This window comes from Sorangium sp. So ce887 (genome assembly GCF_051521455.1).
Lineage (GTDB): Bacteria > Myxococcota_A > Polyangia > Polyangiales > Polyangiaceae > Sorangium.
Window position 1 is genome coordinate 6,158,413 of the sequence record NZ_CP150354.1, and the last position, 24,817, is coordinate 6,183,229.

General features: G+C 71.4%; 22 protein-coding genes. 8 read left to right on the forward strand and 14 right to left on the reverse strand.

The window, feature by feature from the left end:
* Positions 1-44: 44 nt before the first annotated feature.
* A complete protein-coding gene (locus WMF36_RS22655; protein WP_437581711.1) occupies positions 45-1,346 on the reverse strand; it encodes a glycosyltransferase in 1,302 nt (433 codons plus the stop codon).
* 355 nt (positions 1,347-1,701) lie between these two features.
* A complete protein-coding gene (locus WMF36_RS22660) occupies positions 1,702-2,484 on the reverse strand; it encodes a thiazole synthase (RefSeq protein WP_437494394.1) in 783 nt (260 codons plus the stop codon).
* A 139-nt stretch (positions 2,485-2,623) separates the two neighbouring features.
* On the opposite strand from WMF36_RS22660, the gene WMF36_RS22665 reads away from it, so the two are divergent.
* The 4 genes from WMF36_RS22665 (at position 2,624) to WMF36_RS22680 (ending at position 7,312) form a co-directional block, all read left to right on the forward strand.
* A complete protein-coding gene (locus WMF36_RS22665; RefSeq protein WP_437581712.1) occupies positions 2,624-3,277 on the forward strand; it encodes a hypothetical protein in 654 nt (217 codons plus the stop codon).
* Entirely contained in the window at positions 3,264-4,229 is a 966-nt protein-coding gene (locus WMF36_RS22670) for a matrixin family metalloprotease (protein ID WP_437581714.1), read from the forward strand. The genes WMF36_RS22665 and WMF36_RS22670 overlap by 14 nt, the downstream gene beginning before the upstream one ends.
* The gene (locus tag WMF36_RS22675; RefSeq protein ID WP_437581947.1) at positions 4,226-5,437 is read left to right on the forward strand and encodes an HRDC domain-containing protein; all 1,212 of its coding nucleotides are present in this window, start codon (positions 4,226-4,228) and stop codon (positions 5,435-5,437) included. The genes WMF36_RS22670 and WMF36_RS22675 overlap by 4 nt, the downstream gene beginning before the upstream one ends.
* Before the next feature lie 114 nt (positions 5,438-5,551).
* The gene (locus tag WMF36_RS22680; protein ID WP_437581715.1) at positions 5,552-7,312 is read left to right on the forward strand and encodes a mechanosensitive ion channel family protein; all 1,761 of its coding nucleotides are present in this window, start codon (positions 5,552-5,554) and stop codon (positions 7,310-7,312) included.
* On the opposite strand, the gene bioB is transcribed toward WMF36_RS22680, so the two are convergent.
* Positions 7,251-8,303, reverse strand: a complete 1,053-nt coding sequence (gene bioB, locus WMF36_RS22685) for a biotin synthase BioB (protein ID WP_437581716.1) — start codon at positions 8,301-8,303, stop codon at positions 7,251-7,253. The two genes, WMF36_RS22680 and bioB, sit on opposite strands and share 62 nt — an antisense overlap.
* A 263-nt stretch (positions 8,304-8,566) precedes the next feature.
* Here bioB and WMF36_RS22690 point away from each other — a divergent pair, with 263 nt between their 5' ends.
* A complete protein-coding gene (locus WMF36_RS22690; RefSeq protein ID WP_437581717.1) occupies positions 8,567-8,734 on the forward strand; it encodes a hypothetical protein in 168 nt (55 codons plus the stop codon).
* A 169-nt stretch (positions 8,735-8,903) separates the two neighbouring features.
* Here the strand turns inward: WMF36_RS22690 and WMF36_RS22695 are convergent, their stop codons facing one another.
* The 7 genes from WMF36_RS22695 to WMF36_RS22725 all read right to left on the reverse strand — a co-directional run bounded on the left by WMF36_RS22695 (position 8,904) and on the right by WMF36_RS22725 (position 15,096).
* Positions 8,904-9,956 carry a type IV pilus twitching motility protein PilT gene (locus WMF36_RS22695; protein ID WP_437581718.1) on the reverse strand — a complete coding sequence of 351 codons (1,053 nt, stop codon included), beginning with the start codon at positions 9,954-9,956 and terminating at the stop codon, positions 8,904-8,906.
* 242 nt (positions 9,957-10,198) lie between these two features.
* Positions 10,199-10,882 (reverse strand): thiamine biosynthesis protein, encoded by a 684-nt coding sequence (locus WMF36_RS22700; protein ID WP_437581719.1) that lies wholly within the window; start codon positions 10,880-10,882, stop codon positions 10,199-10,201.
* Between the two features lie 13 nt (positions 10,883-10,895).
* The gene (gene thiC, locus WMF36_RS22705; RefSeq protein ID WP_437581720.1) at positions 10,896-12,284 is read right to left on the reverse strand and encodes a phosphomethylpyrimidine synthase ThiC; all 1,389 of its coding nucleotides are present in this window, start codon (positions 12,282-12,284) and stop codon (positions 10,896-10,898) included.
* Between the two features lie 166 nt (positions 12,285-12,450).
* On the reverse strand, positions 12,451-12,903 hold the full coding sequence (locus WMF36_RS22710; RefSeq protein WP_437581721.1) for an ExbD/TolR family protein: 453 nt from the start codon (positions 12,901-12,903) through the stop codon (positions 12,451-12,453).
* A gap of 5 nt (positions 12,904-12,908) precedes the next feature.
* Positions 12,909-13,325, reverse strand: a complete 417-nt coding sequence (locus WMF36_RS22715) for an ExbD/TolR family protein (RefSeq protein ID WP_437581722.1) — start codon at positions 13,323-13,325, stop codon at positions 12,909-12,911.
* A 111-nt stretch (positions 13,326-13,436) separates the two neighbouring features.
* Entirely contained in the window at positions 13,437-14,153 is a 717-nt protein-coding gene (locus WMF36_RS22720) for a MotA/TolQ/ExbB proton channel family protein (protein ID WP_437494415.1), read from the reverse strand.
* A 169-nt stretch (positions 14,154-14,322) separates the two neighbouring features.
* Complete coding sequence (locus WMF36_RS22725; protein WP_437581723.1) at positions 14,323-15,096, reverse strand: energy transducer TonB; 774 nt, start codon at positions 15,094-15,096, stop codon at positions 14,323-14,325.
* Positions 15,097-15,360: 264 nt separating this feature from the next.
* Here WMF36_RS22725 and WMF36_RS22730 point away from each other — a divergent pair, with 264 nt between their 5' ends.
* The gene (locus WMF36_RS22730; RefSeq protein ID WP_437581724.1) at positions 15,361-18,531 is read left to right on the forward strand and encodes a TonB-dependent receptor; all 3,171 of its coding nucleotides are present in this window, start codon (positions 15,361-15,363) and stop codon (positions 18,529-18,531) included.
* Positions 18,532-18,561: 30 nt separating this feature from the next.
* Positions 18,562-19,653 (forward strand): hypothetical protein, encoded by a 1,092-nt coding sequence (locus tag WMF36_RS22735; protein WP_437581725.1) that lies wholly within the window; start codon positions 18,562-18,564, stop codon positions 19,651-19,653.
* Between the two features lie 91 nt (positions 19,654-19,744).
* Here WMF36_RS22735 and WMF36_RS22740 read toward each other — a convergent pair whose 3' ends face one another.
* From WMF36_RS22740 to WMF36_RS22750, 3 genes are all read right to left on the reverse strand, one after another.
* A complete protein-coding gene (locus tag WMF36_RS22740; RefSeq protein WP_437581727.1) occupies positions 19,745-21,046 on the reverse strand; it encodes a hypothetical protein in 1,302 nt (433 codons plus the stop codon).
* A gap of 66 nt (positions 21,047-21,112) precedes the next feature.
* The gene (locus WMF36_RS22745; RefSeq protein WP_437494425.1) at positions 21,113-21,778 is read right to left on the reverse strand and encodes a class I SAM-dependent methyltransferase; all 666 of its coding nucleotides are present in this window, start codon (positions 21,776-21,778) and stop codon (positions 21,113-21,115) included.
* Positions 21,779-21,788: 10 nt separating this feature from the next.
* Positions 21,789-22,766, reverse strand: coding sequence for an NAD-dependent epimerase/dehydratase family protein (locus tag WMF36_RS22750; RefSeq protein ID WP_437581728.1), 978 nt, complete (start codon positions 22,764-22,766; stop codon positions 21,789-21,791).
* Positions 22,767-22,853: 87 nt separating this feature from the next.
* Between WMF36_RS22750 and WMF36_RS22755 the strand changes: the two genes are divergently transcribed.
* The gene (locus WMF36_RS22755) at positions 22,854-23,780 is read left to right on the forward strand and encodes a lysophospholipid acyltransferase family protein (protein ID WP_437581729.1); all 927 of its coding nucleotides are present in this window, start codon (positions 22,854-22,856) and stop codon (positions 23,778-23,780) included.
* A gap of 60 nt (positions 23,781-23,840) precedes the next feature.
* Here the strand turns inward: WMF36_RS22755 and WMF36_RS22760 are convergent, their stop codons facing one another.
* Entirely contained in the window at positions 23,841-24,815 is a 975-nt protein-coding gene (locus tag WMF36_RS22760; RefSeq protein ID WP_437581730.1) for a S66 peptidase family protein, read from the reverse strand.
* Positions 24,816-24,817 lie beyond the last annotated feature (2 nt).

Sequence of the window (24,817 nt, forward strand, 5' to 3'; positions counted from 1 at the left end):
TTCTGTCGGCTTCTGTCGGAAGCCCCGGACAAGCCTGCTGGGAGCTACACGTCCAGCCCCGCCCGATCGCCGGGCCGTCCGTCCCGCTCGCCCCGTCCGGGGGTCAGTCCGCCCGCTGGAGGGCCGCCCGCTGGAGGGCGCGCCGGCTCGGCCGAGCCCGCGGGGGCCGATGGCGCGCCCGCCCGGGGCGAGGTCCCGCCGCGCCGCCGGGCGACGAGCTCGTCGAAGAGGCGCACGTGCGCGTCGACCATCGCCTCCAGGCTGAACTGCTCGGTGAACTTCGCGGGGCTCCGCGTGCGCGCGCGCTCGCGGAGCTCCGCGTCGCGGGCGACGCGCGAGAGGTGCTCGACCAGCGCGCCCGGGTCCTTCGGCGGGACGAGGAACCCGTCGACCCCGTGCTCGACGACCTCGGGGACGCCCCCGACGCGGCTCGCCACGATCGGCTTGCCGAGCGCGAGCGCCTCGAGCAGCGCGAGCGGCAGCCCCTCCCAGAGCGACGGGAGCACGTAGGCGTCGAACGCGGAGACGAGCTCGGGGACGTCGGAGCGATAGCCGGGGAAGAGCACCCGGTCGCCGAGCCCCGCGTCCCTGGCGCGCTGCTGCAGCTCCCCCCGGAGCGGGCCGTCGCCCGCGATGACGAAGCGCGCCTCCGGCACGCGCCGCAGCACCTCGGGCGCCGCCTCGATGAGGTAGCGGAGCCCCTTCTGCTCGATGTGCACCACCGCGCACCCGAACACGAACTCTTGCTCGCCGATGCCGAGCTCCGCGCGGATGCGCCCCTGCTCACCGCTGCTCAGGGCCCGGGCGAAGCGCGTCCCGTCGATACCATTGTGGATGACCCGGACCGGCGCGCGGACCTTCACGTCGTCGACGAGGATGCGCTTGAGGTCGTGCGAGACCGCGACCATCTCGTCGGCGAGGTAGGCGTAGTAGCCGAATTTGCGCCGATCGAAGCCCTTCGCCCGGTTGATCTGGTTGTGCTCCGAGTAGACGACCAGCGGCCGATTCCGGAGCAGGCGCGCCGCGATGCCGGCGAAGATGAGCGGAGCCCGGTTGTGGACGTGGACGATATCCACCGAGCGCTGGTGGAAGAAGCGCCGGATCCAGAGGAGCGCCTCCGGATCGCTCTTGAGGCCGGGCAGCACCGGCCGGAGGTCCTTGGTGATCACCAGGCACTTCGAGCGGGGGAGCTTCACCTCCGAGAAGAGCCGCCCCTCGCCGTCGAGGCAGATCAGCGACAGGTCGAAGCCCTGATCGCCGAGCCGATCGAGGAGGCTCAGCACCACCTTCTCGAGCCCGCCGACCTCGAGGTTGTTCACGACCATGCAGACGTTGGGCTTGCTCATACTCTCCTGAGCGGACCGTCAGGTCGCAGCGGTCGTCCTCGGAGCGCCTGTCGCGCCACGACAGAGATGTCGACCGTGCGATGAGCGTTCCGTGTCATTGTGACTCAGGTAGGTGAGCGTATCATGACACCGGCGTGCTGTTCGTTTGACTTCGCACATCGGCGTCGGCGCGTCGCGCGCAGCGAGCGCCGCTCTCCCACGGCGCGCCCCGCGCCGCCCGCGTCTCGCCGGGACATCGGGCGCGCCGCGCTCGTCGCCCGCCGTCCCTCGTCGCCCGAGACGTCTGCGCGATGACATCGCGCCCGCGAGCGCCTGCCGCCCCGGCGGGACGCGCGCGACGCCCACGCGGCGCCCCCTACAGCGCGGCGATCTTGCCCTGCTCCGGCGACGACGCCGTCGCATAGAGCTTCTTCGGCATCCGCCCCGCCAGGTACGCCATTCGCCCGGCCCTCACGGCGTCTCTCATCGCCTGCGCCATCAGGATCGGGTCCCGCGCGCCCGCGATGGCCGTGTTCATCAACACCCCATCACACCCGAGCTCCATCGCCACCGCGGCGTCGCTCGCTGTCCCGACTCCCGCGTCCACGATCACCGGCACCTTCGCTGTCTCGCGGATGATCATCAGGTTGTACGGGTTCCGGATGCCGAGCCCGCTGCCGATCGGGGCCGCCAGGGGCATCACGGCCGCGCACCCGAGGTCCTCCAGCTTCCGACAGACGATCGGGTCATCGATGCAGTAGGGCAGCACCGTGAACCCCTCCTTCACCAGGATCCGCGCCGCCTCCAGCGTCGCCTCGTTGTCCGGGAACAGCGTCCGTTCGTCGCCGATGACTTCGAGCTTCACCAGGTCCGACAGCCCGAGCTCGCGCGCGAGCCGGCAGGTGCGGACCGCATCCTCGGCGGTGGCGCAGCCCGCCGTGTTCGGCAGGATCGTGACGCGCCTCTGCTGGAGCAGCGACATCATCGACCCCTCGCCCCGATCCTTCAGATTGACGCGGCGGAGGGCCACCGTGACCACCTCCGCGCCGGACGCCTCGAGCGCGCGACGGGTCTCATCCATGTCCCTGTACTTGCCCGTCCCCACGAAGAGTCGGGAAGTGAACGTGTGTCTGCCGATCGTCAACGCGTCGCTCGTCATCGCAGGCTCCTCGGGTCTCGACCTAGACGATCTGCTAGTCGGACCGGGACACAGGGTCCAGCGCGTCGACCACGCCCCGGCGCTTCCGGCGCGCCTCGCTCGCCAGCATGGTATCTTTGCGCCGATGTCTCCCAGAGCCTTGATCATAGCCCTCCTCTTGGCGTTGCCCCCCGCCCTCACCCTCGCGCCCCCAGGCGGCGCCGTCCCGGCCGCCGGGGTGGGCCCCGGCGCGCTCCTGTCCGGTCCGCGCGCGGCGCAGGCAGCCGTCGCCATCCAGCTCTCGCTGGATGAGCTCGTCTCCGCCGCCTCGTACGTCGTGGTCGCGACCGCGGCCGAGCAGCAGAGCAAGTGGGAAGAGCTCGGCGGCTCCAGGAGGATCGTCACGTATACCCGCCTGTCGATCGACCGGACCGTGGCCGGACAGCCCGACGGGGACGTCTGGGTCAGGACGCTCGGGGGCGTGGTGGGAGACATCGGACAGCACGTGGAGGGCGACGCGCAGCTCAGGGTCGGCGCGCAGGCGATGCTCTTCGTGTCCCGGGCGAGCTCCGCCCTGGTCGTCTCCGGGATGGCCCAGGGCCACTACCCCATCGTCGACGGCGCGGAGACGCGGCGGGTGGCCGGCGCGCCGCGCATCGCCGTGCGGCGGCTCTCGGCGAGCCCGTCCAGCGGGACGGTCCTGGCCCGGCCCGGCCCCGCGATCTCGGCGCGCGAGCAGCTCGTCGGCGCGACGCTCGACGCGGCGATCGACGCGGTGAGCCGCGCCTGGAAGGCGAAGCATGCGCAGAAGTGACCGCGCGCCCGCCGGGCGGGGCGCGCGCGCCCGCGCCCTCGCCGTGGCCTTCAGCGCGATCGCCGTCGCGGCGCTCGTCCACCCCCGGGCCGCCCTGGCCTTCTGCCGCACCAGCGTCTGCCCCAGGACGCAGTCGACCGCGGCCGTCTGCACGCCGGCGCAGTCGACCGACTGCGGCATCCCCCTCGCCTGGCCGTCGCCGTGCGTCGGCTACGCCATCCAGGAAGACGCCTCGGACCAGGTCTCGCTCGCGGAGACCGAGGCGATCTTCGCGCTGGCGTTCGCCGCGTGGACCGAGGCCGACTGCGGCGGCGGGGAGACCCCGCGCATGGAGGTCACCTACATGGGCCCGGTCGCGTGCGACGCGCACGAGTACAACCAGCGCCAGGGGAACGCGAACCTCATCACGTTCCGGGACGACGGGTGGCCGTACGGCGGCAGCGGGAGCACCCTCGCGCTCACGACCGTCACCTACAACCTCAAGACCGGCGAGATCTACGACGCCGACATGGAGATCAACTCGTTCGACCAGAAATTCACGCTCGGCGACGACGGCGTGGGGACCGATCTGCTGAGCGTCGCGACCCACGAGGCAGGCCACTTCCTCGGGCTCTCGCACTCGAGCGATCCGGAAGCGACCATGATGGCGCACTACAACGACGGGACCGTCCTGCTCCGCGACCTCCACGACGACGACATCGCCGGGATCTGCGCGGTGTACCCGCCCGGGGCGCCGGTCAAGGGGTGCGACCCCACGCCGCGCCATGGCTTCTCCGACCTGTGCGCCGCAGATCAGCCCAGCAGAGCGCAGGCGAGCGGCGGCTGTACCGCGGTCCCATCGCCGGGCGGCGGCGGCGGTGGGCTCCTCGCCGCCGCGCTCGCGTCGCTGGGCGCGATCGCGCGGGCGCGGCGCGGCGCGACGGCGCGCCCGGGCCGGAAGAGGGCCCCCTGAGCCAGAGCCCTCTCCTCCTCGTCGAGCGCGAAGACGAGCTCGCCCGGCTGGTCGAGCGCGCCGCGCGCGCCGACGCGCTCGCGGTCGACGTCGAGGCCAACGGGCTGTTCGCCTACCGCGCGCGGCTCTGCACGGTCCAGCTCGCCTTCCGCGAGGGGGACGGCATCGCGGTCGCGGTCGTCGACGCGCTCCGCGTGCCCGTCGGGCCGCTCGCGCCGCTCCTCGGGGCCGCGGGGCCGCCCAAGGTGCTGCACGACCTCACCTTCGACGCGCGCATGCTCGCCGAGGCGGGCGCGCCGCTCGCCGCGGTGCGCGACACCTCGGTCGCCGCGCGCATGCTCGGCTGCGCGGCGACGGGGCTCGCGGCGCTGCTCGCGGCGGAGCTCGGCGTGAAGGTCGACAAGCAGCTCCAGCAGCACGACTGGGGGCGCAGGCCGCTCGCGAGCGCCGAGCTGCGCTACCTGGCCGACGACGTGCTCCACCTGCTCTCGCTCGACGCGCGCCTCGCGGAGCAGGGCCGCGCGCTCGGGATCGACGACGAGATCGCGGAGGAGTGCGCCCACAAGCTCTCGGCCGCCCTCGGTCCGCCGCGCGATCCGCGGCCCGCGTACGCGCGCGTCAAGGGCGCCCAGGCGCTCGACCCGGAGGGCCGGGCGATCCTGCGGCGGCTCGTGGCGGCGCGCGAGGCCGCCGCCGAGGAGGCGGACCAGCCCGCCTTCAAGATCGTCGCCAGCGAGGTGCTGCTCGAGCTCGCGCAGCGGAGGCCGGCCCGGGCCGACGACGTGCGCGCGGTCCGCGGGGCCGCGGCGGGACGTGCGGCGGGCTTCGTCGCCGCGTGGCTCCGCGCCATCGAGCAGGGGCGCAGCGACGGCGACGTGCCGGAGGACGAGCGCGCCCTCTTCCAGCAGGCCCGCCCGCCCCGGAAGGAGCTCGCCGCCCGGCGCGCGGTGGAGAGCCGGATCACCGCGTGGCGCAGGGCCGAGGCGAGGTCGCGGAAGGTCGACGAGCAGGTCGTGCTGCCAGGGCACTGCGCGCAGGATCTCGTGGAGATCGCGCTCGCGGGCGGCTCGCTCGACAGCGCCGCGGTCGCCGCCGCGATCGCGCGCATCCCCGGGCTCGGCGCGCGCCGGCTCGCGCGCTACGGCACGGCGCTCGCGGCGCTCGCGACCGCGGCGCTGTCGAGCGAGCCGCCCGCCGCAGCGGTGTAGCTGCGAGGGAGCCTACGCACCGCGCGTCGCGCGCGGTGCGATACGCGCGCCACCCGGCTCACGCGCGCGACGCCCGGTCGACAGGCACGCCGGGCGATGGAATAGCAGGGGCCCATGCCCAGGAACGATCCTCCCGAGGCGCCGAAACGGCGCCGCCTTTGGCCGGCGGCGCGGTGGTGGTTCCGCGCTGCGTTCGCCTTCTCGCTCGTCTTCGGGTGCGTCCTCCTCGGAGCGAGCGCCGCCGAGCTGGCCCCTCCGCCTGCCCCCTCGGCGCCGCCGACGGCGAGCGCCGAGGGCGGCGTCGATCCTGAGACGCTCCCGGTCGCCCCCGACTCGCCGCAGGCCTCCATGCGCCGCTTCATCGAGCTTTGCCGCGCGGGCGACTACGCCGAGGCCGCGCGCTACCTCGATCTGCCGCCGAGGGCGGACGGCGCGGTGCTCGCGCAGAAGCTCAAGGCGGTGCTCGACCGGCACATCTGGCTGGACGTGGCGGCGCTCTCGCCGCTCCCGCTGGGGGACGCGCAGGACAACCTCGGGGCTGGCGTGGAGGAGCTCGGCAAGATCCCGACCCGGACAGGGCCCCAGCCGGTGCGCCTGGTGCGGCGAACGACGCCCGACGGCGTGCGCTGGATCTTCTCGCGCGCGACCGTGGACCGCGTCGGCGAGTGGTACGCGCGGCTCGAGGATCGCTGGCTCCGCGACCACCTGCCGCCGGCGCTGCTGCGCGCGGGCCCGCGCGAGCTGCTCTGGTGGCAGTGGCTCGCTTTGCCGGTCCTCGCGCTGGCCGCCTGGCTCGTCGGCGCGGTGCTGAGCTTCCTCCTCCGCGCCTTGCTCCGCCGCATCATCGTGCGAACGGACTCCACGCTCGACGACGCGCTCCTCGAGGGCACGCGCGGTCCGCTCACGTTCGCGGCGGCGCTCCTCGCCATCGCGGCCGCGCTCCCGTGGTTCGGGCTCTACCAGCCGGCCGAGGAGTTCCTCGACAAGGTGGTGCGCGCCGGCGTCTTCGTCGCCGTCTTCTGGTTCGCGCTCTGCGCGATCGACGCCGTCGGCGGCCGCCTGCTCGCCGCCCCCGCGACGCGCGACAACCCCGCGGCGCGCTCGCTCGTGCCGCTCATGGGGCGGATCGCGAAGGTCGCGATCGTGATCGTCGGCGCGATCGCCGTGCTGTCGGAGCTCGGCTACCCGGTGGCGAGCCTCCTCGCCGGCCTCGGCATCGGCGGCGTCGCGCTCGCCCTCGCCGCGCAGAAGACGGTGGAGAACCTCTTCGGCTCGGTCTCGATCGGCATCGACAAGCCGTTCCAGGTCGGCGACTTCGTGAGGGTCGACGCGCTCCTCGGCACGGTCGAGAGCATCGGGCTCCGGTCGACCCGGATCCGCACGCTCGACCGGACGCTCGTCACGATCCCGAACGGCAAGCTGGCCGATCTCCAGATCGAGTCGTACACGGCGCGCGACCGGATGCGCCTCGCCTGCGTGCTGAGCCTCGTGCACGAGACCACCCCCGAGCAGCTCCGCGCGATCATCGAGGGGTGCGAGCGCGCGCTGCGAGCGCACCCGCACATCTGGCCCGACGACGTCGTCGTGCGCTTCATCGGCGTCGCCCCCTCGTCGCTCGACGTCGAGGTGATGGCCTGGTTCGAGACGCGCGACTTCGGCGAGTTCCGGACCATGCGCCAGGAGATGCTGATCACCTTCCTGGAGATCGTCGGCTCGGCCGGGTCGAGGCTCGCGCACCCGACGCAGACGCTGCACCTCGCGACGCGCGACGGGGAGCGCCCGCAGGCCGACGCGGCCGACGGTGGCGGCCCGGCTAACGGCGGGCGGCGTGAGCTGCGGCAGGCGCCATCGGCTGGAGCCCGGCCTTCTCGATGAGCGCGCGGTCCTCGTCCGGGCCCGGGTTCGGGGTGGTGAGCAGCTTGTCTCCGTAGAAGATCGAGTTCGCCCCCGCGTACATGCAGAGCAGCTGCGCCTCGCGCGAGAGCTCCGTCCGGCCGGCGGACAGGCGCACCATCGCGCGGGGCATCATGAGCCGCGCGACCGCGATCATCCGGACGAACTCGATCGGGTCCACGGGCGGCAGGCTCTCCAGCGGCGTGCCCGGCGAGCGCACGAGGGCGTTGATCGGCACGCTCTCCGGCTGCGGATCGAGGCGCGCGAGCTCGACGAGCATCTCGCAGCGGTCGGCGATCGACTCGCCCATGCCGATGATCCCGCCCGAGCAGACGGTGATGCCCGCCCGCCGGACGTTCCGCAGCGTGACGAGCCGCTCGTCGTACGTGCGGGTCGAGACGATGGACTTGTAGGCTTTCCGCGACGTGTCGAGGTTGTGGTTGTAGGCGTCGAGGCCGGCCTCCTTGAGGCGGCGCGCCTGGTCGTCGGTGAGCATGCCGAGGGTGCAGCACGCCTCGAGGCCGAGGGCCTTCACGCCGCGCACCATGTCGAGGACGCGCTCGAAGGCGGGGCCGTCCTTCACCTCGCGCCACGCGGCGCCCATGCAGAACCTCGTCGAGCCGCCGCCGCGGGCGCGCTCCGCGGCCGCGAGGACCGCGCCGACGTCGAGCATGCGCTCCGCCCCGACCTCCGTCTCGTAGTGGCTCGACTGCGGGCAGTAGGCGCAGTCCTCGGGGCAGCCGCCCGTCTTGACGCTGAGCAAGGTGCAGAGCTGCACCTCGTGCTCGCCGTGGAAGGCGCGGTGGACCGAGCGCGCGCGGTCGATCAGCTCGAAGAGCGGGAGATCGTGCAAGGCGACCGCCTGCTCGACCGTCCAGTCGTGGCGGACCGCGCCCGCCGCCGGGGCGCGACCGCCCGGCTCGCCGCGCCCACCCTTGTGCTCCGCCGTTTCTCGTTCGATCCCTTCGAGCATGGGCTCGCTCCATACCCGGGCTTGAGGCGCCGCCGCAAGCGAGCCGCGCGGGGCGCGGAGCGCGGAGGGGGAACGAGCCGCGGGAGACCTCGGGAGACCGCGAAATGTCGTGCTCCAGACGCGACGGAGCGCTTCGTTTCCGCGACGGAAGCTTCCGGAGCGCGGCAGACGGCCTCGGGCACGCGCCGGAAGCCGTTATTGTGAGATAAATTACTTAATCTGGTCACAACGCGGCGCTTGCTGCGAAGGCGTCGCGGTCGACGATGGACGACCTTGACGGCGAGGAGCAGTCGGTGCGCGAGGCGAGCCGCGCGCCGAACGATCTCACCGTCGTGACCATGACGCTCTCGGCGCAGAGCCTCGATTGGGACGCTGGCAGGCCGGTACCACTCGATGGTTTCAACAAATTCACCATGGTGATCCGACGATGAGCCACTCTGGATCTAAATTCTTCGCCTGGTGCGACGAGCCAGAATGGATCGATGCGCTCGCGGCGGCACTGACACCGAGGGGTCGAATCCGGACGACCCGGGGCACCCGCGATCGGAGAGGGGGAGAGCGAGGTGCCGTGCGGCGAAATCCTCGCCAGGACGCAGTTCGCTACAGCGACGTCACCGCCTTGGCCGTCTCCTTGGCGATCGCACCCTGGGCGACGAGCTGGCGCAGGTGCGCCTCGAAGGTCTGCATGCCGTAAGGAGTGACCCCCTTCTCCATCAGCTCGCGCAACGACGGGCTCCCCTCCGGGCGACGGATCGCATCGCGCACCGCGGCCGTCGCGACAAGCACCTCGGAGGCCAGGACCTCCCCGGCACCGTCGCGGCGAGGGAGCAGGCGCTGCGCAACCGCGCCCTGGAAACAGTCGGCCAGCCGGTCGCGCACCTCGTTCGGACTCCTGCCAAGCGCGACAAGCCGCCCGAGCGTGCGTGTGACGTCCGGCGTGTGCACGGCCGCAAGCACGAGGTGCCCCGTCTCGGCAGCGTGCAGCGCCAGATCGAGCGACTCGCCGTCGCGGAGCGCGCTGAGCATCACGACGTCCGGATCCTGCCGCAGCGCGGAGCGCAGCGCGGTCGGAAAATCCGAGGTGTCCACGCCGATCTCGCGCTGGCTCACGCTGGAGCGGTTGTCGTCGTGCACGTGCTCGATCGGGTCCTCGAGGGTGACGATGTGGCGCGGCAAGGTCGCGTTGATCTGCCCGACAAACGCGGCCAGCGTGGTGCTCTTGCCGCTGCCAGCCGTGCCGGCGACGAGGATGAGACCATGGTCGTGCTCCGCCATCGCCCGCACCGCCGAAGGCACGCCCAGCTCATCGAACGCGGGGACCTTGAGCGGAATGCTGCGCAGGATGATCGCGAGCGAGCCGCGCTGGCGATACAGGTTGACCCGGAACCGTCCAAGGCCCGGGACGACATACGAGGTGTCAAGCTCCTGGAGCGTGGCAAGCAGCTCGCGCGAGGGCCTCCCCGCAAGCAGCACGCGCGCCGCAGCCTCGCTGTCCTCGGGGCGGATCCTGTCGACCCGGAAATAAACCATGTCGCCGCGCACCCGCGCGCCCGGCGGCTGACCGACCTTGAGATGGATGTCGCTGGCGTGGGCGGCTAGCGCCTTGCCGAGGAGCTGGTGGAGGAAAGCCTCGGAGGTGTACGGCGTCGTCACGGGGGGCAAGCTACCAAAATGGACCCCGACCGGCCCAAAGCGCGGCTGCTCGACCCGGCGGCCAGGGGCGCCGCGCAGGACGGCCGCGCGGGTGGTGCGGTCATTTGAACATGAAGGCGGGAAGGCGGGAAGAAAACCCTAATGATCTTCCTGACTTCCCGACTTCATGGGATACCTCTCTGGGCAAATGACAGCACCACCGCCGCGCGGCCTTGACGTCCCGCGGCCGGCCGCGCAGGACGTCAAGGCTGCGGCGCCTGGCCCCCGGCGGTGCCCGCGCCGGTGACCGCGGGGTCCAGATCCGCAGGGATCCGGCCAGGGTCGACGAGCCCCTTCTCGGCGAGCGCGCGCGCCGCCGAGATCGCGAGCGCGCGCTCCTCCGCAGGGAGGTCGCGCCTGCCCGACAGCTCGACAAGCGCCGCGGCCGCGGCGCGCGCCCCGTCCGGGTCGAGCGGCTCGCGCGGGCGCGGCGGACGGCCGGCGATCCCGAGGAGCGCGTCGAGCAGGGGGGCGAGCGACGGCCCGCTCGCCGCGCGGGCGCGCTCGGCGAGCGGCGCGAGCGCCAGATCGGCGTCGTCGGCGTGAGGCAGCGCGCGCAGCGCCGTGAGCGCGATGTCGCCGCCGTCGTCCAGCGCGTCGAGGAGGCCGGACGCGCCCTCGGCCTCGGCCAGTCGGGCGCACTCCAGCGGGTCGTCCCCGGCGGCGAGGCGCCAGCGCGGATCCGTGAGGCGAGGGCTCGGCGGGCGCGGCGCCGCCGAGACGGACGCTGCCGGCGAGGAGGGCGACGACGAGGCGCGCGAGGAATTCGCGCGCTCGCGGCCGCACGCGACGGGGGCGAGGAGGACGAGCGACAGGCACGCGACAAGGGCCGCACGCGCCGCGAGGGGCGCGCGAGGGAGGACCGCGCGACCCCTCCCCCGCGTCACGGCCGCCCCGGCGTCACGGTTGATCGATGAGCGCGAGCGACCGCTTCGTGGGCGCGTTCTCGGGCTCCTGCCGCGAGTTGTACTCGTCGACCACACGGTTGATGTGCATCGAGCAGAACTTCGGCCCGCACATCGAGCAGAACTCCGTGGTCTTGAAGTACTCCTGAGGGAGCGTCTCGTCGTGCATCGCCTGGGCCGTCTCCGGATCGAGCGAGAGCGCGAACTGCTGCTTCCAGTCGAAGGCATAGCGGGCGCGGCTCAGCGCGTCGTCGCGATCCCGCGCGCCCGGGCGCTTGCGCGCGACGTCCGCGGCGTGGGCGGCGATCTTGTAGGCGATGAGGCCCTGCTTCACGTCGTCCGCGTTCGGCAGGCCGAGGTGCTCCTTCGGCGTCACGTAACAGAGCATCGCGGCGCCCGCGAAGCCGGCCATCGTCGCGCCGATGCAGCTCGTGATGTGGTCGTAGCCGGGTGCGAAATCGGTGACGAGCGGGCCGAGCACGTAGAACGGCGCCTCGTGGCAGAGCTCCATCTCCTTCTGCACGTTCATCGCGATCTGATCGAACGGCACATGCCCGGGGCCCTCGATCATGACCTGCACGTCCTTCTCCCAGGCGCGCTTCGTCAGCTCCCCGAGCGTCTTCAGCTCGGCGAACTGCGCCGCGTCGCTCGCGTCGTGGAGGCAGCCAGGGCGGAGGCCGTCGCCGGCCGAGATCGTGACGTCGTACTTGGCGCAGACCTCGAGCACCTTGTCCCAGTGCGTGTAGAACGGGTTCTGCTTGTGGTGCTCGATCATCCACTGCGCCATGATCGAGCCGCCGCGCGAGACGATGCCCGTGATGCGGCCCTTCACGAGCGGCAGGTGCTCGAGCAGCACGCCCGCGTGGATCGTGAAGTAATCGACCCCCTGCTTCGCCTGGTGCTCGAGCATGTCGATGAGGTCCGCGGCCGTCATCTTGTCCGTGCCCTTGCACGCCTCGAGCGCCTGGTAGATCGGCACCGTCCCGATCGGCACCGGGGAGTCGGCGATGATCGCGCGGCGGATGCCGTCGATGTCGCCGCCGGTCGACAGGTCCATCACCGTGTCGGCGCCGTACTTGATGGAGTAGCGCAGCTTCTCGAGCTCGCCGTCCACGTCGCTCGTGGTCTGGCTGTTGCCGATGTTCGCGTTCACCTTGCAGAGCGACGCGATGCCGATGCACATCGGCTCGAGGTTCAGGTGGTTCTTGTTGGCAGGGATGATCATCCGGCCGCGCGCGACCTCGCTGCGGATGAGCTCGGGCGCGAGGTTTTCACGGCGGGCGACGTACTCCATCTCCTCCGTGACGACGCCCTTCCTCGCGAAGTGCATCTGACTCTGGTTGGGGCTCCCGGCGCGCTTGCTCACCCATTCGGTCCGCAACATCAACAACCTCGCTTTCGAGGTGGGCGGTGTAGGTCGCGACCGCGCGCGACGCAAGCCTCCCGTCGCGCCAGGCCGCCCGCGTTGAGCCCGCGAACCAGGGCCCGCGAACCAGGGCCCGCGAACCGGCGCCCGCGGCGGCGCGGCGCGCCGCGTGGGCGCGCGCCGCTCAGGGCGATGGCGGCTCGGGGAGCTCGGTCATCATGCCGAGCGTCTGCGCGCCGGCCGCCTTCGCGCCGTCGAGCACCTCCACCACGGTGCCATAGACGGCGCCGTCGTCGGCGACGACGAAGACGATCCTGTCCTGCGGCCTGCTCTGGCGCTCGAGGAGCGGCCTGAGCTTGCCGACGAGATCGGCGCGCTCGACCCGCTCGTCGTTCACCAGGAGCTCGCCCTGCGCGCTCACCCGGACGACCAGCTGGTCGGGCGGCGGGGGGGTGTCCACCTTGACCTGCTCGGTGTCCGGCACGCGCACGCCGATGTCCTTCTCGAGCAGCGGCGTCACGACCATGAAGATGATGAGCAGCACCAGCACGACGTCGACGAGCGGCGTCACGTTGATGTCCGAGTTCAGCGGCACCGCCGGCTTGACGACGAACTTCCTCTTCGCGCGAGCGCTCATCGCCGCTACCTCCCCTTCAGCTCCTCGACCGCCAGCGACACGCTCTTCGCGCCCGACTTGCGCGCCGTCTCCATCACCCTGCGGACGTCGCCGAACGAGAGGCGCTGGTCCCCCTTGACAAGCACCTTGCGCCCGCTGTTCGCGGCGAACTCGCGCGTGAGCCGCGCGGCGAGCCCGGCCTCATCGTACTGGTCGTTCTCGACCCACACCGTCTTCTCCAGCGTCACGGAGAGGATCAGCGGGTCCACCTCCTTCTTCTCCTCGTCCACCTTCGCGGCCTGCGGCAACTTCACGTCCTTGCCGCGCTGCAGCATCGGCGTGACGACCATGAAGATGATGAGCAGCACCAGCACGACGTCGACGAGCGGCGTGACGTTGATCTCGCTCTTGAGGCCCTTCTGCGGGCCGGCAGCCATCCCCATTGGAACGCTCGCTTCCCGGCTGAGCGCGTCAGCGCGCGCCTCGCCGCGGGCGCACGGCGCCGCGCGCCGCGCTCCGCAACCAGACAGGCACCGTGTCGCGCGGGCTCTGTGTCAAGCGGCCTCGTCGGAGGCCGGCGCGAGGCGGCCGTCGAGCCGCTTCGCCACGATATCGAGGAGCTCGTTCGACGACTCCGAGATGTCGATCGCCCGGGCGTCGACCCAGCCCTGGAGATAATTGTAGCCCATGACGGCCGGGATCGCGACGAGCAGGCCAAAGGCGGTCGTGATGAGCGCCTCCGCGATACCCGCCGAGACGGTGCCGAGGCCGCCGGAGCCGGCGGCCGCCATCTGCTGGAACGCGGTCACGATGCCCATGACCGTCCCGAGCAGGCCGACGAACGGCGCCGTGGAGCCGACCGTGGCGAGCAGGCCGTAGCCGCGCTTCAGACTGAGCACCTCGCGCTGCGCCTGGCGCTCGAGGGCCCGCGAGACCGACTCGAACACACCGTCACGCTCGTGCCCCTGCGCCGGCAGCCGGGAGGGGGCGCTCGACGCGTAGGCGGCGAGCCCGGCGCCGATGACGCGCCCGAGGTAGCCAAGCTCGGCCGGGGGCTTGGCGGCGGCCCGGGCGCCCTCGAACTCACCCCGGGCGAGCATCGGCCCCACCCGCTCCGCGAAGGCGCGGGAGGCGGCGCGCGACTTGAACGATACGACGAGGCGCTCGCCGAAGATGATCAGGGACGAGACGGACATGAGGGCCAGCGCGAACACGATCAGCTTCGCGAAGAGCCCCATGTGGCCCCACAGCTCAATCAACGTGAATTGCATCGTCTCGCTCGCGCCTCCTGGCGCTCCATGGTGTCGTGATGGTTTTGGCTAGGCTGGATCAGCGCCTCTGGACGCCGCAGCGAACTCGACAGTACCTCGGAGCGGACCTACCCCGTACCCTTCTCTACTACGTGCCGAGCCCGTTCAACAACACCCCCGGGCCCGACGGTCAAGGGAGCTTGAGCCGGATGTTGAACACGTAGTCGACCGAGACCGGGCGCCCCTGGTACATCACCGGGGTGTAGCGACGGCCCGAGAGCGCATCGAGGATCGCCTTGTCCATGTGGGGCAGTGATTTGACCATGCGGCAATGGGTCAGGGCGCCGTCGACCTTGATGACGCACTTGACAATCGCGAGCCCCTCCACCCGCGCGGCGAGCGCCTCGCGCGTGTACTGCGGATCTCGCCCCGAGGTCATCGTCGGCCGGCTCATCCCGGCGCCGAACGGCAGCACCACGTTTTGCGGCGGCGCCGTGCTGCCCAGCTGACCGCCGAGCTGGCCGCCCAGCGTACCGCCGATCTGCCCGCCGACCTGGCCGCCGACGGTCCCGCCTGGAACGCCGCCCTGGACTCCCCCCTCGACGCCGCCCGGCTGCTCCGGCGCCTCGTCCTTGGCCGGCTCCGGCTCAGGCGCCTTGGCCTTGGGCTTCTCCGGCATGTCGTAGATGGTGTCAGGTGTCTTGACAGGCTTCGGCTGCTCGATGCGCTCCACCTTCGACGGGCGCTTCGCGCCGCCTCCCGGCGGCGGCGGCGGCGGCGGGGGCGGCGGCGGCGGGGGGGCGAAGAAGGTGACCTCGACGTCCTTCTGCTTCTCGCCCCCCGGGCGCGCGGCCAGCCCGAGGATGGCCGCCGCGATCGCCGCGTGGGCGACAATGGAGAGCGCTGCGCCCGTCCCTAGACGCCCCTGGGTGGCGGTGGCGCGACCGAGTACCGAGTCGAACATGGGGGGTCGTAACTCCTGGAACTCGAGCTGTTCGATCAGGAGGCGCCGTGTGGAAGCGTGCGGCGCCTACCCGGAGTGTACAAGCGAGCAAGTACTACAAAAAAGTCTATTGTCTCGCGCGATTCCTGTCTAGGGTAAGGAGGGACTCGAGGGGCCTGCACTTCTGGAGGGAATTCCGTGAAGTTTCTCGAAAAGAGGCTGAAACACGGAGCGCGCTTACCACGTGCACCGTTGGGGATGTGGGCGGCATTGGTGCTGCTCGCCATGACTTTGTTGACCGCGGTCCCGGCGCTCGCGCAGACGGGCAACAGCGTTCTGATCGGACGGGTAATCGACGCCTCGAGCAAAGCGCCCGTCGCCGATGTGGTCGTGACGGCGACCTCACCCGCGCTGCAAGGGGAGCAGCTCGTGGTCACGGACGGCACAGGGCAGTACCGTATCCCGAACCTGCCTCCAGGCGACTACACACTCCGCCTGGAGAAGGAGTCGTACAAGCCGTACGTGCGCAGCGGAATCGCGGTCCGCACCGGGACGACCCTCCGCGTCAATGTCGAGCTGCTCCCGGAGGCGCTGAAGGCGGAGGAGATCGTCGTCGTCGGCCGCGCGCCGACGGTCGACGTCGGCTCGAGCACGGTGGGCCAGAGCATCACGGAGGACTTCACGCGGCGCATCGCCGTGGCGCCCCCGTCGGGGAAGGGCGCCGCGTCGCGCTCGTTCGAGTCGATCGCCTCGACCACGCCCGGCGCGCAGGCGGACGAGTACGGGACGTCCATCGCCGGCACGTCCTCGCCAGAGAACCAGTACGTGATCGACGGCCTCTCGGTGAACGACCCGGCGTACGGGATCATCGGGACGCCGCTCACCATGGAGTTCATCAAGGAAGTCAACGTGATCGCCGGCGGGTACATGCCCGAGTTCGGCCGCGCGACCGGAGGCGTCCTCGACGTCGTCACGAAGAGCGGCGGCAACGCGTTCCAGGGCTCGGTCTTCTTCAACATCACGCCCGGCGCCACCGAGGGAGCGTTCAAGGAGGTCCGCCGCCAGGGTGAGACCATCTCGACGGACGCGCGCCTGTCATCCATCCGCGACTACGGCTTCGAGGTCGGCGGCCCCATCCTGAAGGACAAGCTCTGGTTCTACGCGGGCGCCATGATCGCGTTCAAGAGCAGCGAGATGGAGCGCAGCCTGTTCGCCACGCGCTACGACCCCGACACCTTCGAGCCTGTGAAGGATCCCGAGACGGGTCTCAACGTCGTCGACCGGCTGCCGGGCACGCAGCGCTTCTACCGCGCCGAGGAGCAGACGCTGCAGTACCTCGGGAAGCTGACCTACCAGATCAACCCGGATCACAGCATCGCGCTCTCGGTCTACGGATCGCCGTCCTCCTCCGGCGGCAACGGCAACTTCGGGTACGACCCGCAGCAGGGCGCGATCGAGGCGTCCAACATCGCCGGCAGGTACGGCGCGATCGCGCACGAGTACGTGGCGTCGTCCAACGACGTCGCGCTGAAGTGGGCGTCGGCGTTCAACAACAAGACCCTGCTGCTCGACGCGACGCTCGGCTGGCACAACCAGCGCAGCGCGCGGCTGCCCCCGGACGGCTCGGAGCTCGGGACGGACAACGGTCTGGCGGGCAGGCCGTTCGTGCTCTGGGCGAGGTACGACCCCAACCGGCGGTCGATCTACGAGTTCGAGAAGCTCTCGCCCGAGGCCCGGGCGATGTGCGAACCGCTGCGCGGGGAGGACGGCGAGATCGCCGCGGTGCCGTGTCAGGTGCGCACGTACTGGGACGGCGGCCCCGACTACCTCGACGACGCCTCGCTCAACCGCGTCCAGCTCAATGCGAAGGTGACGAGCATCTTCCAGGCGCTCGGGCACCACGTCGTCAAGGCCGGCATCGACGGCGAGATCACGACGTACAAGCACATCAAGGCGTACGCGGGCGGCACCACCTACCAGGAGGAGGGAGACGGGACCGCGTTCCATGACGAGCGACAGCTCGGCTTCCTGACCGGTCCGGATGGCCTGGCGACCGGTCCCGGCGCCAGGGACTACGTGATCCAGGACAAGGTCACGGTGTCGTCGCTCGGGGCGACGATCGGCGCGTTCGTGCAGGACAGCTGGAGCATCCTCGACCAGGTGACGTTGAACATCGGAATGCGCTACGACGCGCAGTACCTGTACGCCAGCGACGGCAAGCTCGGGCTGGCGCTCGCGAACCAGTGGTCGCCGCGCGTGGGCGTCGTCTACGACATCACGCAGCAGGGCCGGTCGAAGCTGTTCGCGAACTTCGCGCGGTATTACGAGAGCGTCCCCCTCGACATGATGGATCGCGCCTTCGGCGACGAGCGGAACGTCCGCTCCTACCACGCGGCGGGCCCCGATGGGTGTAACCCTGCGGATCCCGTGGACGCGAAGGGCTATGGCGAAGGGCAGTGCCGGAGCGACGCGAACCGGCCCGGGATCATGGGGAGCCACGATCCGAACCGGGCGTGGTACACGCTCGGCGGCGGCAAGTCCCCGGTGGATCCGGACCTCGCGCCGCAGTCGTCCGACGAGCTCGTTGTCGGCGGCGAGTACGAGATCATCGCGAACGGGCGGATCGGCGCGACGTACACGAAGCGCTGGATGAACAACGTCATCGAGGACATGAGCCGGGACGAGGCGAACACCTACTTCATCGGCAACCCCGGGAAGGGGATCGCGAAGGACTTCCCCGAGGCGAGGCGCGATTACGACGCGCTGACCCTCTATTTCCAGAAGGCCTTCGCCGACCTGTGGCTCGCCCAGGCGAGCTACACGCTGTCCTACCTGCGCGGCAACTATCCGGGCCTCTTCAAGCCCGAGACGGACCAGCTCGATCCGAACATCAACACGGAGTTCGACCTGGCCTCGCTCCTCGTCAACCGCGATGGGGCCCTGCCCGGCGACAACGCGCACGAGATCAAGATCTACGGCGCGAAGACGTTCGAGCTCCCGAAGAACATGCTCGTCGACCTCGGCCTCACGTACCGGTCCCGCTCGGGCGCCCCCATCGACTACTGGGGTTCGCACTACCTGTACAGCTATGACGAGACGTTCATCCTGCCCCGCGGCTCCGGCGAGCGGCTGCCCTGGCAGCACAACTTCGATGGCCACCTCGGCTATTCGGTCCGGCTCTCGAAGGACAGCCAGCTCACCGTCAGCATGGATGTCTTCAACATCTTCAACTTCCAGGGGGTCGTCGCGGTGGACCAGCGCTACACGACGGCGAACGTGAACCCGTGCGTCGATGGAACGCTCGAGGATCTGGAATCGAGGCCCGGAAAACCGACGTGCGTGACCACCACGGACGGCGAGCCGCTCGCGGAGAACGCCAAGAACCCGAACTTCGGCAAGCCGACACAGTACCAGACGCCCCGGCAGTTCCGGTTCGGCGCGCGGGTCACGTTCTAGGCGCGGCGCGCCCGTGAAAGGAAGCAAGCGATGAAGAGGCGATGGCTTGTTGGGATGGCGGGGCTCGCGGCGCTCTCACCGCTCGCGGCGATGTCGCCGGGCTGCTCGCAGCCCAAGCCCGAGTGCACGGTCGGCAGCGCAAGCGCGTACCCGTTCGCGGCGACGTTCACCCTGATCGACGGGGAGGCGGAGAGCCCCTGCGGTCGGAAGGATGGGACTGTCGAGCTCGTGGGGATGCAGGTCTACAACCCGGACGCGAACGGCGACCAGATCCCCGACCGGGACACGAAGCTCGTCGCGATCCAGACCGGGGAGTTCGGCGGCTGGTACCGCGGCGGCGCCACGATCGACCCGAACCCGGACCTGAACGCGTTCGCGATCGGGACCTTCGCGGCGCTCCAGCCGGATGACAACGAGATCTGTACGATACCGACGCTCGCTGCTGCCGAGGTGGTTGTGCTGCCCGCCGGCGAGGGCGGCGCTGGCGGCGAAGGCGGCGCCGGTGAAGGCGGTGCCGGCGGCGAAGGCGGCGCCGGTGAAGGCGGCGCCGGCGGCGAAGGCGGCGCCGGCGGCGAAGGTGGCGCCGGTGAAGGCGGTGCCGGCGGCGAAGGCGGCGCCGGTGAAGGCGGTGCCGGCGGCGAGGGCGGTGCCGGCGGCGAGGGCGGCGCCGGTGAAGGCGGTGCCGGCGGCGAAGGCGGCGCCGGTGATGGTGGCGCTGGCGGCGCTGGAGATGGCGGCGCCGGCGGCGACGGCAGCGAAGTCGCGTGCGACGTTGTCACACCGCCGCCCCCGCCGCCGCCGGGATCGCGCAAGCTCGAGTGGAGCAACGTGCGCGTGTACGTGACGTCGGGCAACCTCGGGAATCAATTCGAGGCTGAAGTCACGTACTCGGAAGAGAGCTGCACGGCGCGTTACAAGGTCGTCGGGCTGTGGCCGATGGTCGATTGCCGGATCTACACCCCACACCCCAATCCCGACTGCGATCCACGCCCCACAGACACATTCGATCAGGGAGTCTGCCAGGATCCTCTCTCCGGCATCTCTCCGGATCTCAAGGTGAAGTGCGACACCAACGTGGGCCTGTGCGTGCTCGACTCGCCCTCGATCCCCGCCTTCAAGTAGGCAGTCCCGCGGGCGCGACGCCCATCGCCGCGCCCGCGCTGCTCCGGCTCCCCCTCCCCTCACCTCCCCGGCGTCGTCCCTGAGCCCAGGCTCACGGCGCCGGCTTGCCCGCTATCCTCTCCAGGGCCGCGCAGCCGGCACCGCTCGCGATCTCGAGCGCGGCCGTGAGCGCGCACAGGCGCGTCGCCCGCCCGAGCGCGGCCGGATCACCCGACACGATGGCCCGCTTGGCCTCGTACACGGTGCGGAACGACAGCGTCGTCTGCGCGCGAGGGGGCAGCTCCGCGCGACGCGCCGCGAGCACCTCGCCGAGCTTCGGGCCGGGATCGGCGGCAGGCACCCACGTCCAGACCGACGCGATCAGGGCGTCCGCGAACGCCGCGCGCAGCTCGTCGCCGCCGCGCGCGCCGTCGCACGGGAGCGCAGGACCGGTCGGCCCGACGTCGGTGGCAAGGAGCCTCCGCTGCGCGATCCGCCGGAGCAGATCGTTGTTCACGCCGGCGAGCTTGCCGTCCTCCTCCGAGAACGCCCCCGCCTTGAACCGCACGGCGAGCGCGGCGCACCTCTCATCGCGCTCCGCGCGCGCCTTCTCCTCGGCGCGGGCCTTCTCCTCGGCGCGCACCCGCTCCTCGCGCTCGCGCGCCTCCCGGGCCTCGACCGCGGCGCACTGCTCCATCCGCGCGGCCACGCGCCGCTGCTGCTCGCTCGCCGCCCGGCCGAGATCGCCCGACGCGATCTCGCGGACGGCGCACACCTCGGGCCGCGCGAGGAGCGCGTCGACGCGCGCGCGGGCGGTCTGGACCCGCACGATCACCGACAGCGCCGCCACGATGATGAGGGCCGAGACCGCGATCGACGCGAGCTTGCGGATCTGCCGGCGGCGGTACGCCTTGGCGAGCGCGCCGCCGCCGCTCTCGTCGAGCAGCTTGCGGCAGCGGCCGATCATCGCCTGCCAGGCCGCGATGTCGTCGGCGAGCGCCTGGAGCGGCTCCGCGAAAGGGCGATCGCGCCGGACCTTGCTCGCCAGCCGCTCCAGGCACAGGCCCACGTCCGGCGCCTGGCCGTAGTCGGTCACCTCGGCGACCCCCTCGAGCAGCCCGCCGATGCGCCCCGCGTAGACGTCCCACGCGACCACGGCCTCGGTCTGGCTGTCGCCGAGCCGCTCGATCGCCTCGCGCACCTCGTCCATGGGGAGGAGGCGCTCGACGTCCTCCTTGCGGACGCCGGCGAGCTTCGCCGCATGCTCGACGCCGCGCTGGAAGCCGCCGAGGAGCCCCTCCGGGGCGAGCGCAACGAGCCCCTCCGGCACCCTGCTGGCCTGAATGGACGCGCCGGCGTGGTGCAACGGCCCCATCGCGCAGGTCAGGAAGGCGCCCCCGAGCTTCACTTCCATTGCACCGTCGCCCTCTCTACCCCGGACGGCGCGGCGCGGAAAGGCTCGCCGCGTGTCCTCGACGCATCACCGGCCGCTGCGCGGGGCCTCGAGATCCCAGAGGGCGTAGAGCACGTCGACGTCGTACTCGGTGTGTCGCCAGCCCGGGTGGAGGCGGTAGCTGCGCGGGAGCAGGCCCGAGCGCAGGATCGCGTCTGTCTGCTCGGCGAACGTGTAAAGATACATGCTCACGCCGGACAGCTCGGCGTCGGAGAGCGGGCGCGCGGCGCGCTCGTGCATCCGGACGTGCGGCCTGCGCTCGACGATGCTCACCAGCATCCGGCCGCCGGGCCGCATCGCGCCGGCGAGGTTCGTGAGGGCGAGCGCGAGATCGTCGCAGAACTCCAGCGTTCCGAGCGCGAGCGCGACGTCGAACCGCCCCCACGAGCGGGGGATCGGGAGGTGGTAGTCGTGCCGGTGGTACGCGCCGAGGGGCCGCTTCTTGCGGGCGATCTCGAGCATGCCCTCGGCGATGTCGAAGCCGACGACGTCGACGGACGGCGGGAGATCGCGCGTGAGGTGGCCCGGACCGCAGCCCGCGTCGAGCACGCGGCCCCCCTCGGGGACGGCATCGCGCAGGAACGCGCGCACGGGCTTCTCGTAGTGCTGGATGTCCTTCCAGGTGGAGACGTAGTCGGGCGCGAAGTCCTCGTAATAGCCGACGAGCCGCTCGATCCGGGTCGATCGCTTCATGACGCGCCCTTCAGGTGATGTCGTCGACCGCCTGGACGGTCTCCTGGATGTCGTGCTGATGCGTGTGGCCGAGGATCTCGCGCGCCCGCCGGTCGTCGACCATGCACACGTAGCGGATGTGATCGAGCTCGGGGGCCGGGAACGAGGTCGCCCGGAACCGCCAGAGCCGCGGGATGATCGTCTGCATGAGGAAGTGGGGAATCGCCGCGTGCGCCCGCCCTGTCATGTCGATGACGCGCGAGAGCGGCAGCGGCGCCGGGCCCGCGAGGTTGAAGATCCCGCGCACGCCGGGGCGGAGCGCCGCGGCGATCGCGGAGACCACGTCGTCCTGGTGAATGACCTGCACCATCGGATCGAAGCCGAGGAGCGTCGGGATGACGTTGAGCCGGAGGTAATTCGACGGCGCGTTGCGCACGGAGCCGAGGATGTGGACCGGCCGGAGGATGACCGTCTCGGTCTGCGGGTGCTTCCAGAAGAACGACTGCGCCAGCATGTCGACCTCGATGAGGTCGCGGATCTCGCTGAACGAGGCGCCGCCGAGCAGCGGCGCGTCCTCGGTGATGAACTGCGGGTTGTCGGGGCGCGGCCCGTAGGCGTTCGCGCTGGACAGCACGATGAGCTTGGGCACGTCGTACTGCGCGACGAACTCGAGCAGCCGCTGGAAGCCGGCGAGGTTCCAGCTGTGGTGCTCCATCTGGCTGGCCCGCGGGTCGTGCATGACCCCGAGGTGGACCACCGCGGCGAGCTGCTCCTGGCGGAAGATGTCCTGGGTCTTCTTGCGGCGGATATCGATCTGGTGATGCTCGATGTCCTTGGGGCGCCCGTCGAAGCTGCGCCGGTCGACGCCGATCACGCGCCGCTCGCGGTGGAGGCGCCGCGCGAGCCGCCGTCCGAGACGACCGCAGATGCCGGTGATGAGGATGGGCCGGAGGGACGGATCCGTGTCTGCACCGGGGCGGCGGCCTCGACCGAGGATTCGTTCGCTCATCGGAGCGACGGTCGCTTCGAGGCGGCCGATGGTCAAGCCCTTCCTGCCGGTGCAGTCTCACGCGAGGTTTGCTATCGTCCCGGGCCCATGGCCAGCAGAACGACGCTCGCCAGGCTGAGCCACTTCGTCACCCACAGCGCGCTGCCGCTCGCGCGGGTCGGGGTCGACAGCCTGCGCGGCACGATCGACGACGCGACCATCCGGTTGCTCGGTCAGGATTTCGAGGATCGGCTGCGCCGGGTCGCGCTGCCGCACGCCGCCGACGGGGTGGACCCGTTCGGGCTCGACCGCGCGTGGGCGAAGTACGCGGTCGGGGTCGCGGCCTTCTTTCATCGCTTCTATTTCCGGACCGAGGTGTTCGGCATCGACCGCGTCCCCTCCGGACGGGTCCTCCTGATCGCCAACCACTCCGGCCAGCTCCCGTTCGACGGCCTGCTGATCGCGGCCTCGCTGTTCCTCGACGCCGAGCCGCCGCGCGTGATGCGGAGCATGGTCGAGAAGTGGACGCAGACCCTGCCGTTCGTGGCGACGTTCTTCTCGCGCGTGGGCCAGGTGGTCGGCGTGCCCGAGAACGCGCGGCGGCTGCTCGACATGGGCGCCGCGATCCTGGTGTTCCCGGAGGGGACGCGCGGGATCTCGAAGGGGTTCTCCAGCCGCTATCAGCTGCTCGACTTCGGGCTCGGGTTCATGCGGCTCGCGCTCGAGACCGACACGCCGATCGTGCCCATCGCGGTCGTCGGGGGCGAGGAACAGTACATCTCGCTCGGCAACCTCGAGTCGGTCTCGAAGGCGCTCGGGATGCCGACGTTCCCCATCATCCCTCAGGTGCTGATCCCCGGCGGCCAGATGCCGCTGCCGACCCGATACAGGATCTACTTCGGCGAGCCCATGACGTTCCAGGGCGATCCCGACGACGACGACGCGGTGATCCAGGAGAAGGTCGGCCTCGTGAAGGGCCGGATCCAGTCGATGCTGAACCGCGGGCTGAAGGAGCGGAAGAACATCTTCTGGTGATCGCGTGATCGCGTGATCGCGTGATCGCGTGATCGCGTGATCGCGTGATCCTGCGGGCGCTCAGGCGCCCGCGAGCGTGACCACGGCCTCGGGGCCGAGCGAGAGGACGCGCGCGCGACCACCGAGGATGGCGGGCTCGTTGCGGAGGCCGTGGCCGATCGGCAGCCCGGCGACGACGGGGACCCCCAGCGGCAGCAGCCTGTCGCGGAGGACCTCGTCCACCGTGACGCCGTCCGGGCCTGGGTTGCACTGCTCGAAGTCGCCCAGGATCACCGCCGCGGCCGGCGCGAGGTGGCCGCCGACCTCCAGCGTCGCGAGCATGCGATCGATGCGGTACGGCCGCTCGGTGACGTCCTCGATCACAAGGACGCACCCCTCCGGCACGCGGAGGCGGCCGGCCGCGGCGCAGGCGTGGAGCAGGGCCAGGTTGCCGCCGAAGAGCGGGCCCTCGGCGGCGCCGGCGCGCAGCGTGGTCAGGCCGTCGAAGCGGCGCTCGCCCAGCGGATCTTCGAGGGCGCGGATCAGCGCCGCGCGGGCGCGGGCGTCGCCGCGGCCGAGCGCTGTGACGTGGGCGCCGTGGAGCGAGGCGACGCCGGCGCGCGTGGCCTCGACGTGGAGGGCCGTGACGTCGGAGAAGCCGACGATCCAGCGAGGGCGCTCGGCGAGGACGCTCCAGTCGAGCCGGTGGACGAACCGGTTCGCGCCGTAGCCGCCGCGGGCCGCGAAGATGGCGCGCACGTCGGGGTGCGACAGCGCGCGGACGAGCTCGTCCCTCCTCCGCGCGTCGCTGCCGGCCAGGTAACCGGTCCGCGCGAACATCCCGTGGCTGGAGGGCGCCGAGAGCGACGGCTCCCCGCCCCCGCGGCTGTCGCCGGCGAGCGGAGGACCTCCGCCGGTATCGAAGAGCACGCGGTAGCGCTGGGCGAGCCAGCCGAGGCCGACCCGCGCGAGGACGTGCTCGAACGGGCTGGAGGGGGCGATCACGGCGACGGTGTCGCCCGATCGGAGCGCCGGGGGGAGGATCAGAGGGGGCATGT

Bases quoted from the DNA above. Each gene is read 5' to 3' on its own strand.
- WMF36_RS22745 (WP_437494425.1), bottom strand. From the start codon at position 21,778: ATGAAGCGATCGACCCGGATCGAGCGGCTCGTCGGCTATTACGAGGAC.
- WMF36_RS22735 (WP_437581725.1), top strand. From the start codon at position 18,562: ATGAAGAGGCGATGGCTTGTTGGGATGGCGGGGCTCGCGGCGCTCTCA.
- thiC (WP_437581720.1), bottom strand. From the start codon at position 12,284: ATGTTGCGGACCGAATGGGTGAGCAAGCGCGCCGGGAGCCCCAACCAG.
- WMF36_RS22725 (WP_437581723.1), bottom strand. From the start codon at position 15,096: ATGTTCGACTCGGTACTCGGTCGCGCCACCGCCACCCAGGGGCGTCTA.
- WMF36_RS22710 (WP_437581721.1), bottom strand. From the start codon at position 12,903: ATGAGCGCTCGCGCGAAGAGGAAGTTCGTCGTCAAGCCGGCGGTGCCG.
- WMF36_RS22755 (WP_437581729.1), top strand. From the start codon at position 22,854: ATGGCCAGCAGAACGACGCTCGCCAGGCTGAGCCACTTCGTCACCCAC.
- WMF36_RS22670 (WP_437581714.1), top strand. From the start codon at position 3,264: ATGCGCAGAAGTGACCGCGCGCCCGCCGGGCGGGGCGCGCGCGCCCGC.
- WMF36_RS22690 (WP_437581717.1), top strand. From the start codon at position 8,567: ATGGACGACCTTGACGGCGAGGAGCAGTCGGTGCGCGAGGCGAGCCGC.
- WMF36_RS22655 (WP_437581711.1), bottom strand. From the start codon at position 1,346: ATGAGCAAGCCCAACGTCTGCATGGTCGTGAACAACCTCGAGGTCGGC.
- WMF36_RS22680 (WP_437581715.1), top strand. From the start codon at position 5,552: ATGCCCAGGAACGATCCTCCCGAGGCGCCGAAACGGCGCCGCCTTTGG.
- WMF36_RS22760 (WP_437581730.1), bottom strand. From the start codon at position 24,815: ATGCCCCCTCTGATCCTCCCCCCGGCGCTCCGATCGGGCGACACCGTC.
- WMF36_RS22720 (WP_437494415.1), bottom strand. From the start codon at position 14,153: ATGCAATTCACGTTGATTGAGCTGTGGGGCCACATGGGGCTCTTCGCG.
- WMF36_RS22750 (WP_437581728.1), bottom strand. From the start codon at position 22,766: ATGAGCGAACGAATCCTCGGTCGAGGCCGCCGCCCCGGTGCAGACACG.
- WMF36_RS22730 (WP_437581724.1), top strand. From the start codon at position 15,361: ATGACTTTGTTGACCGCGGTCCCGGCGCTCGCGCAGACGGGCAACAGC.
- WMF36_RS22660 (WP_437494394.1), bottom strand. From the start codon at position 2,484: ATGACGAGCGACGCGTTGACGATCGGCAGACACACGTTCACTTCCCGA.
- bioB (WP_437581716.1), bottom strand. From the start codon at position 8,303: ATGCTCGAAGGGATCGAACGAGAAACGGCGGAGCACAAGGGTGGGCGC.
- WMF36_RS22715 (WP_437581722.1), bottom strand. From the start codon at position 13,325: ATGGGGATGGCTGCCGGCCCGCAGAAGGGCCTCAAGAGCGAGATCAAC.
- WMF36_RS22740 (WP_437581727.1), bottom strand. From the start codon at position 21,046: ATGGAAGTGAAGCTCGGGGGCGCCTTCCTGACCTGCGCGATGGGGCCG.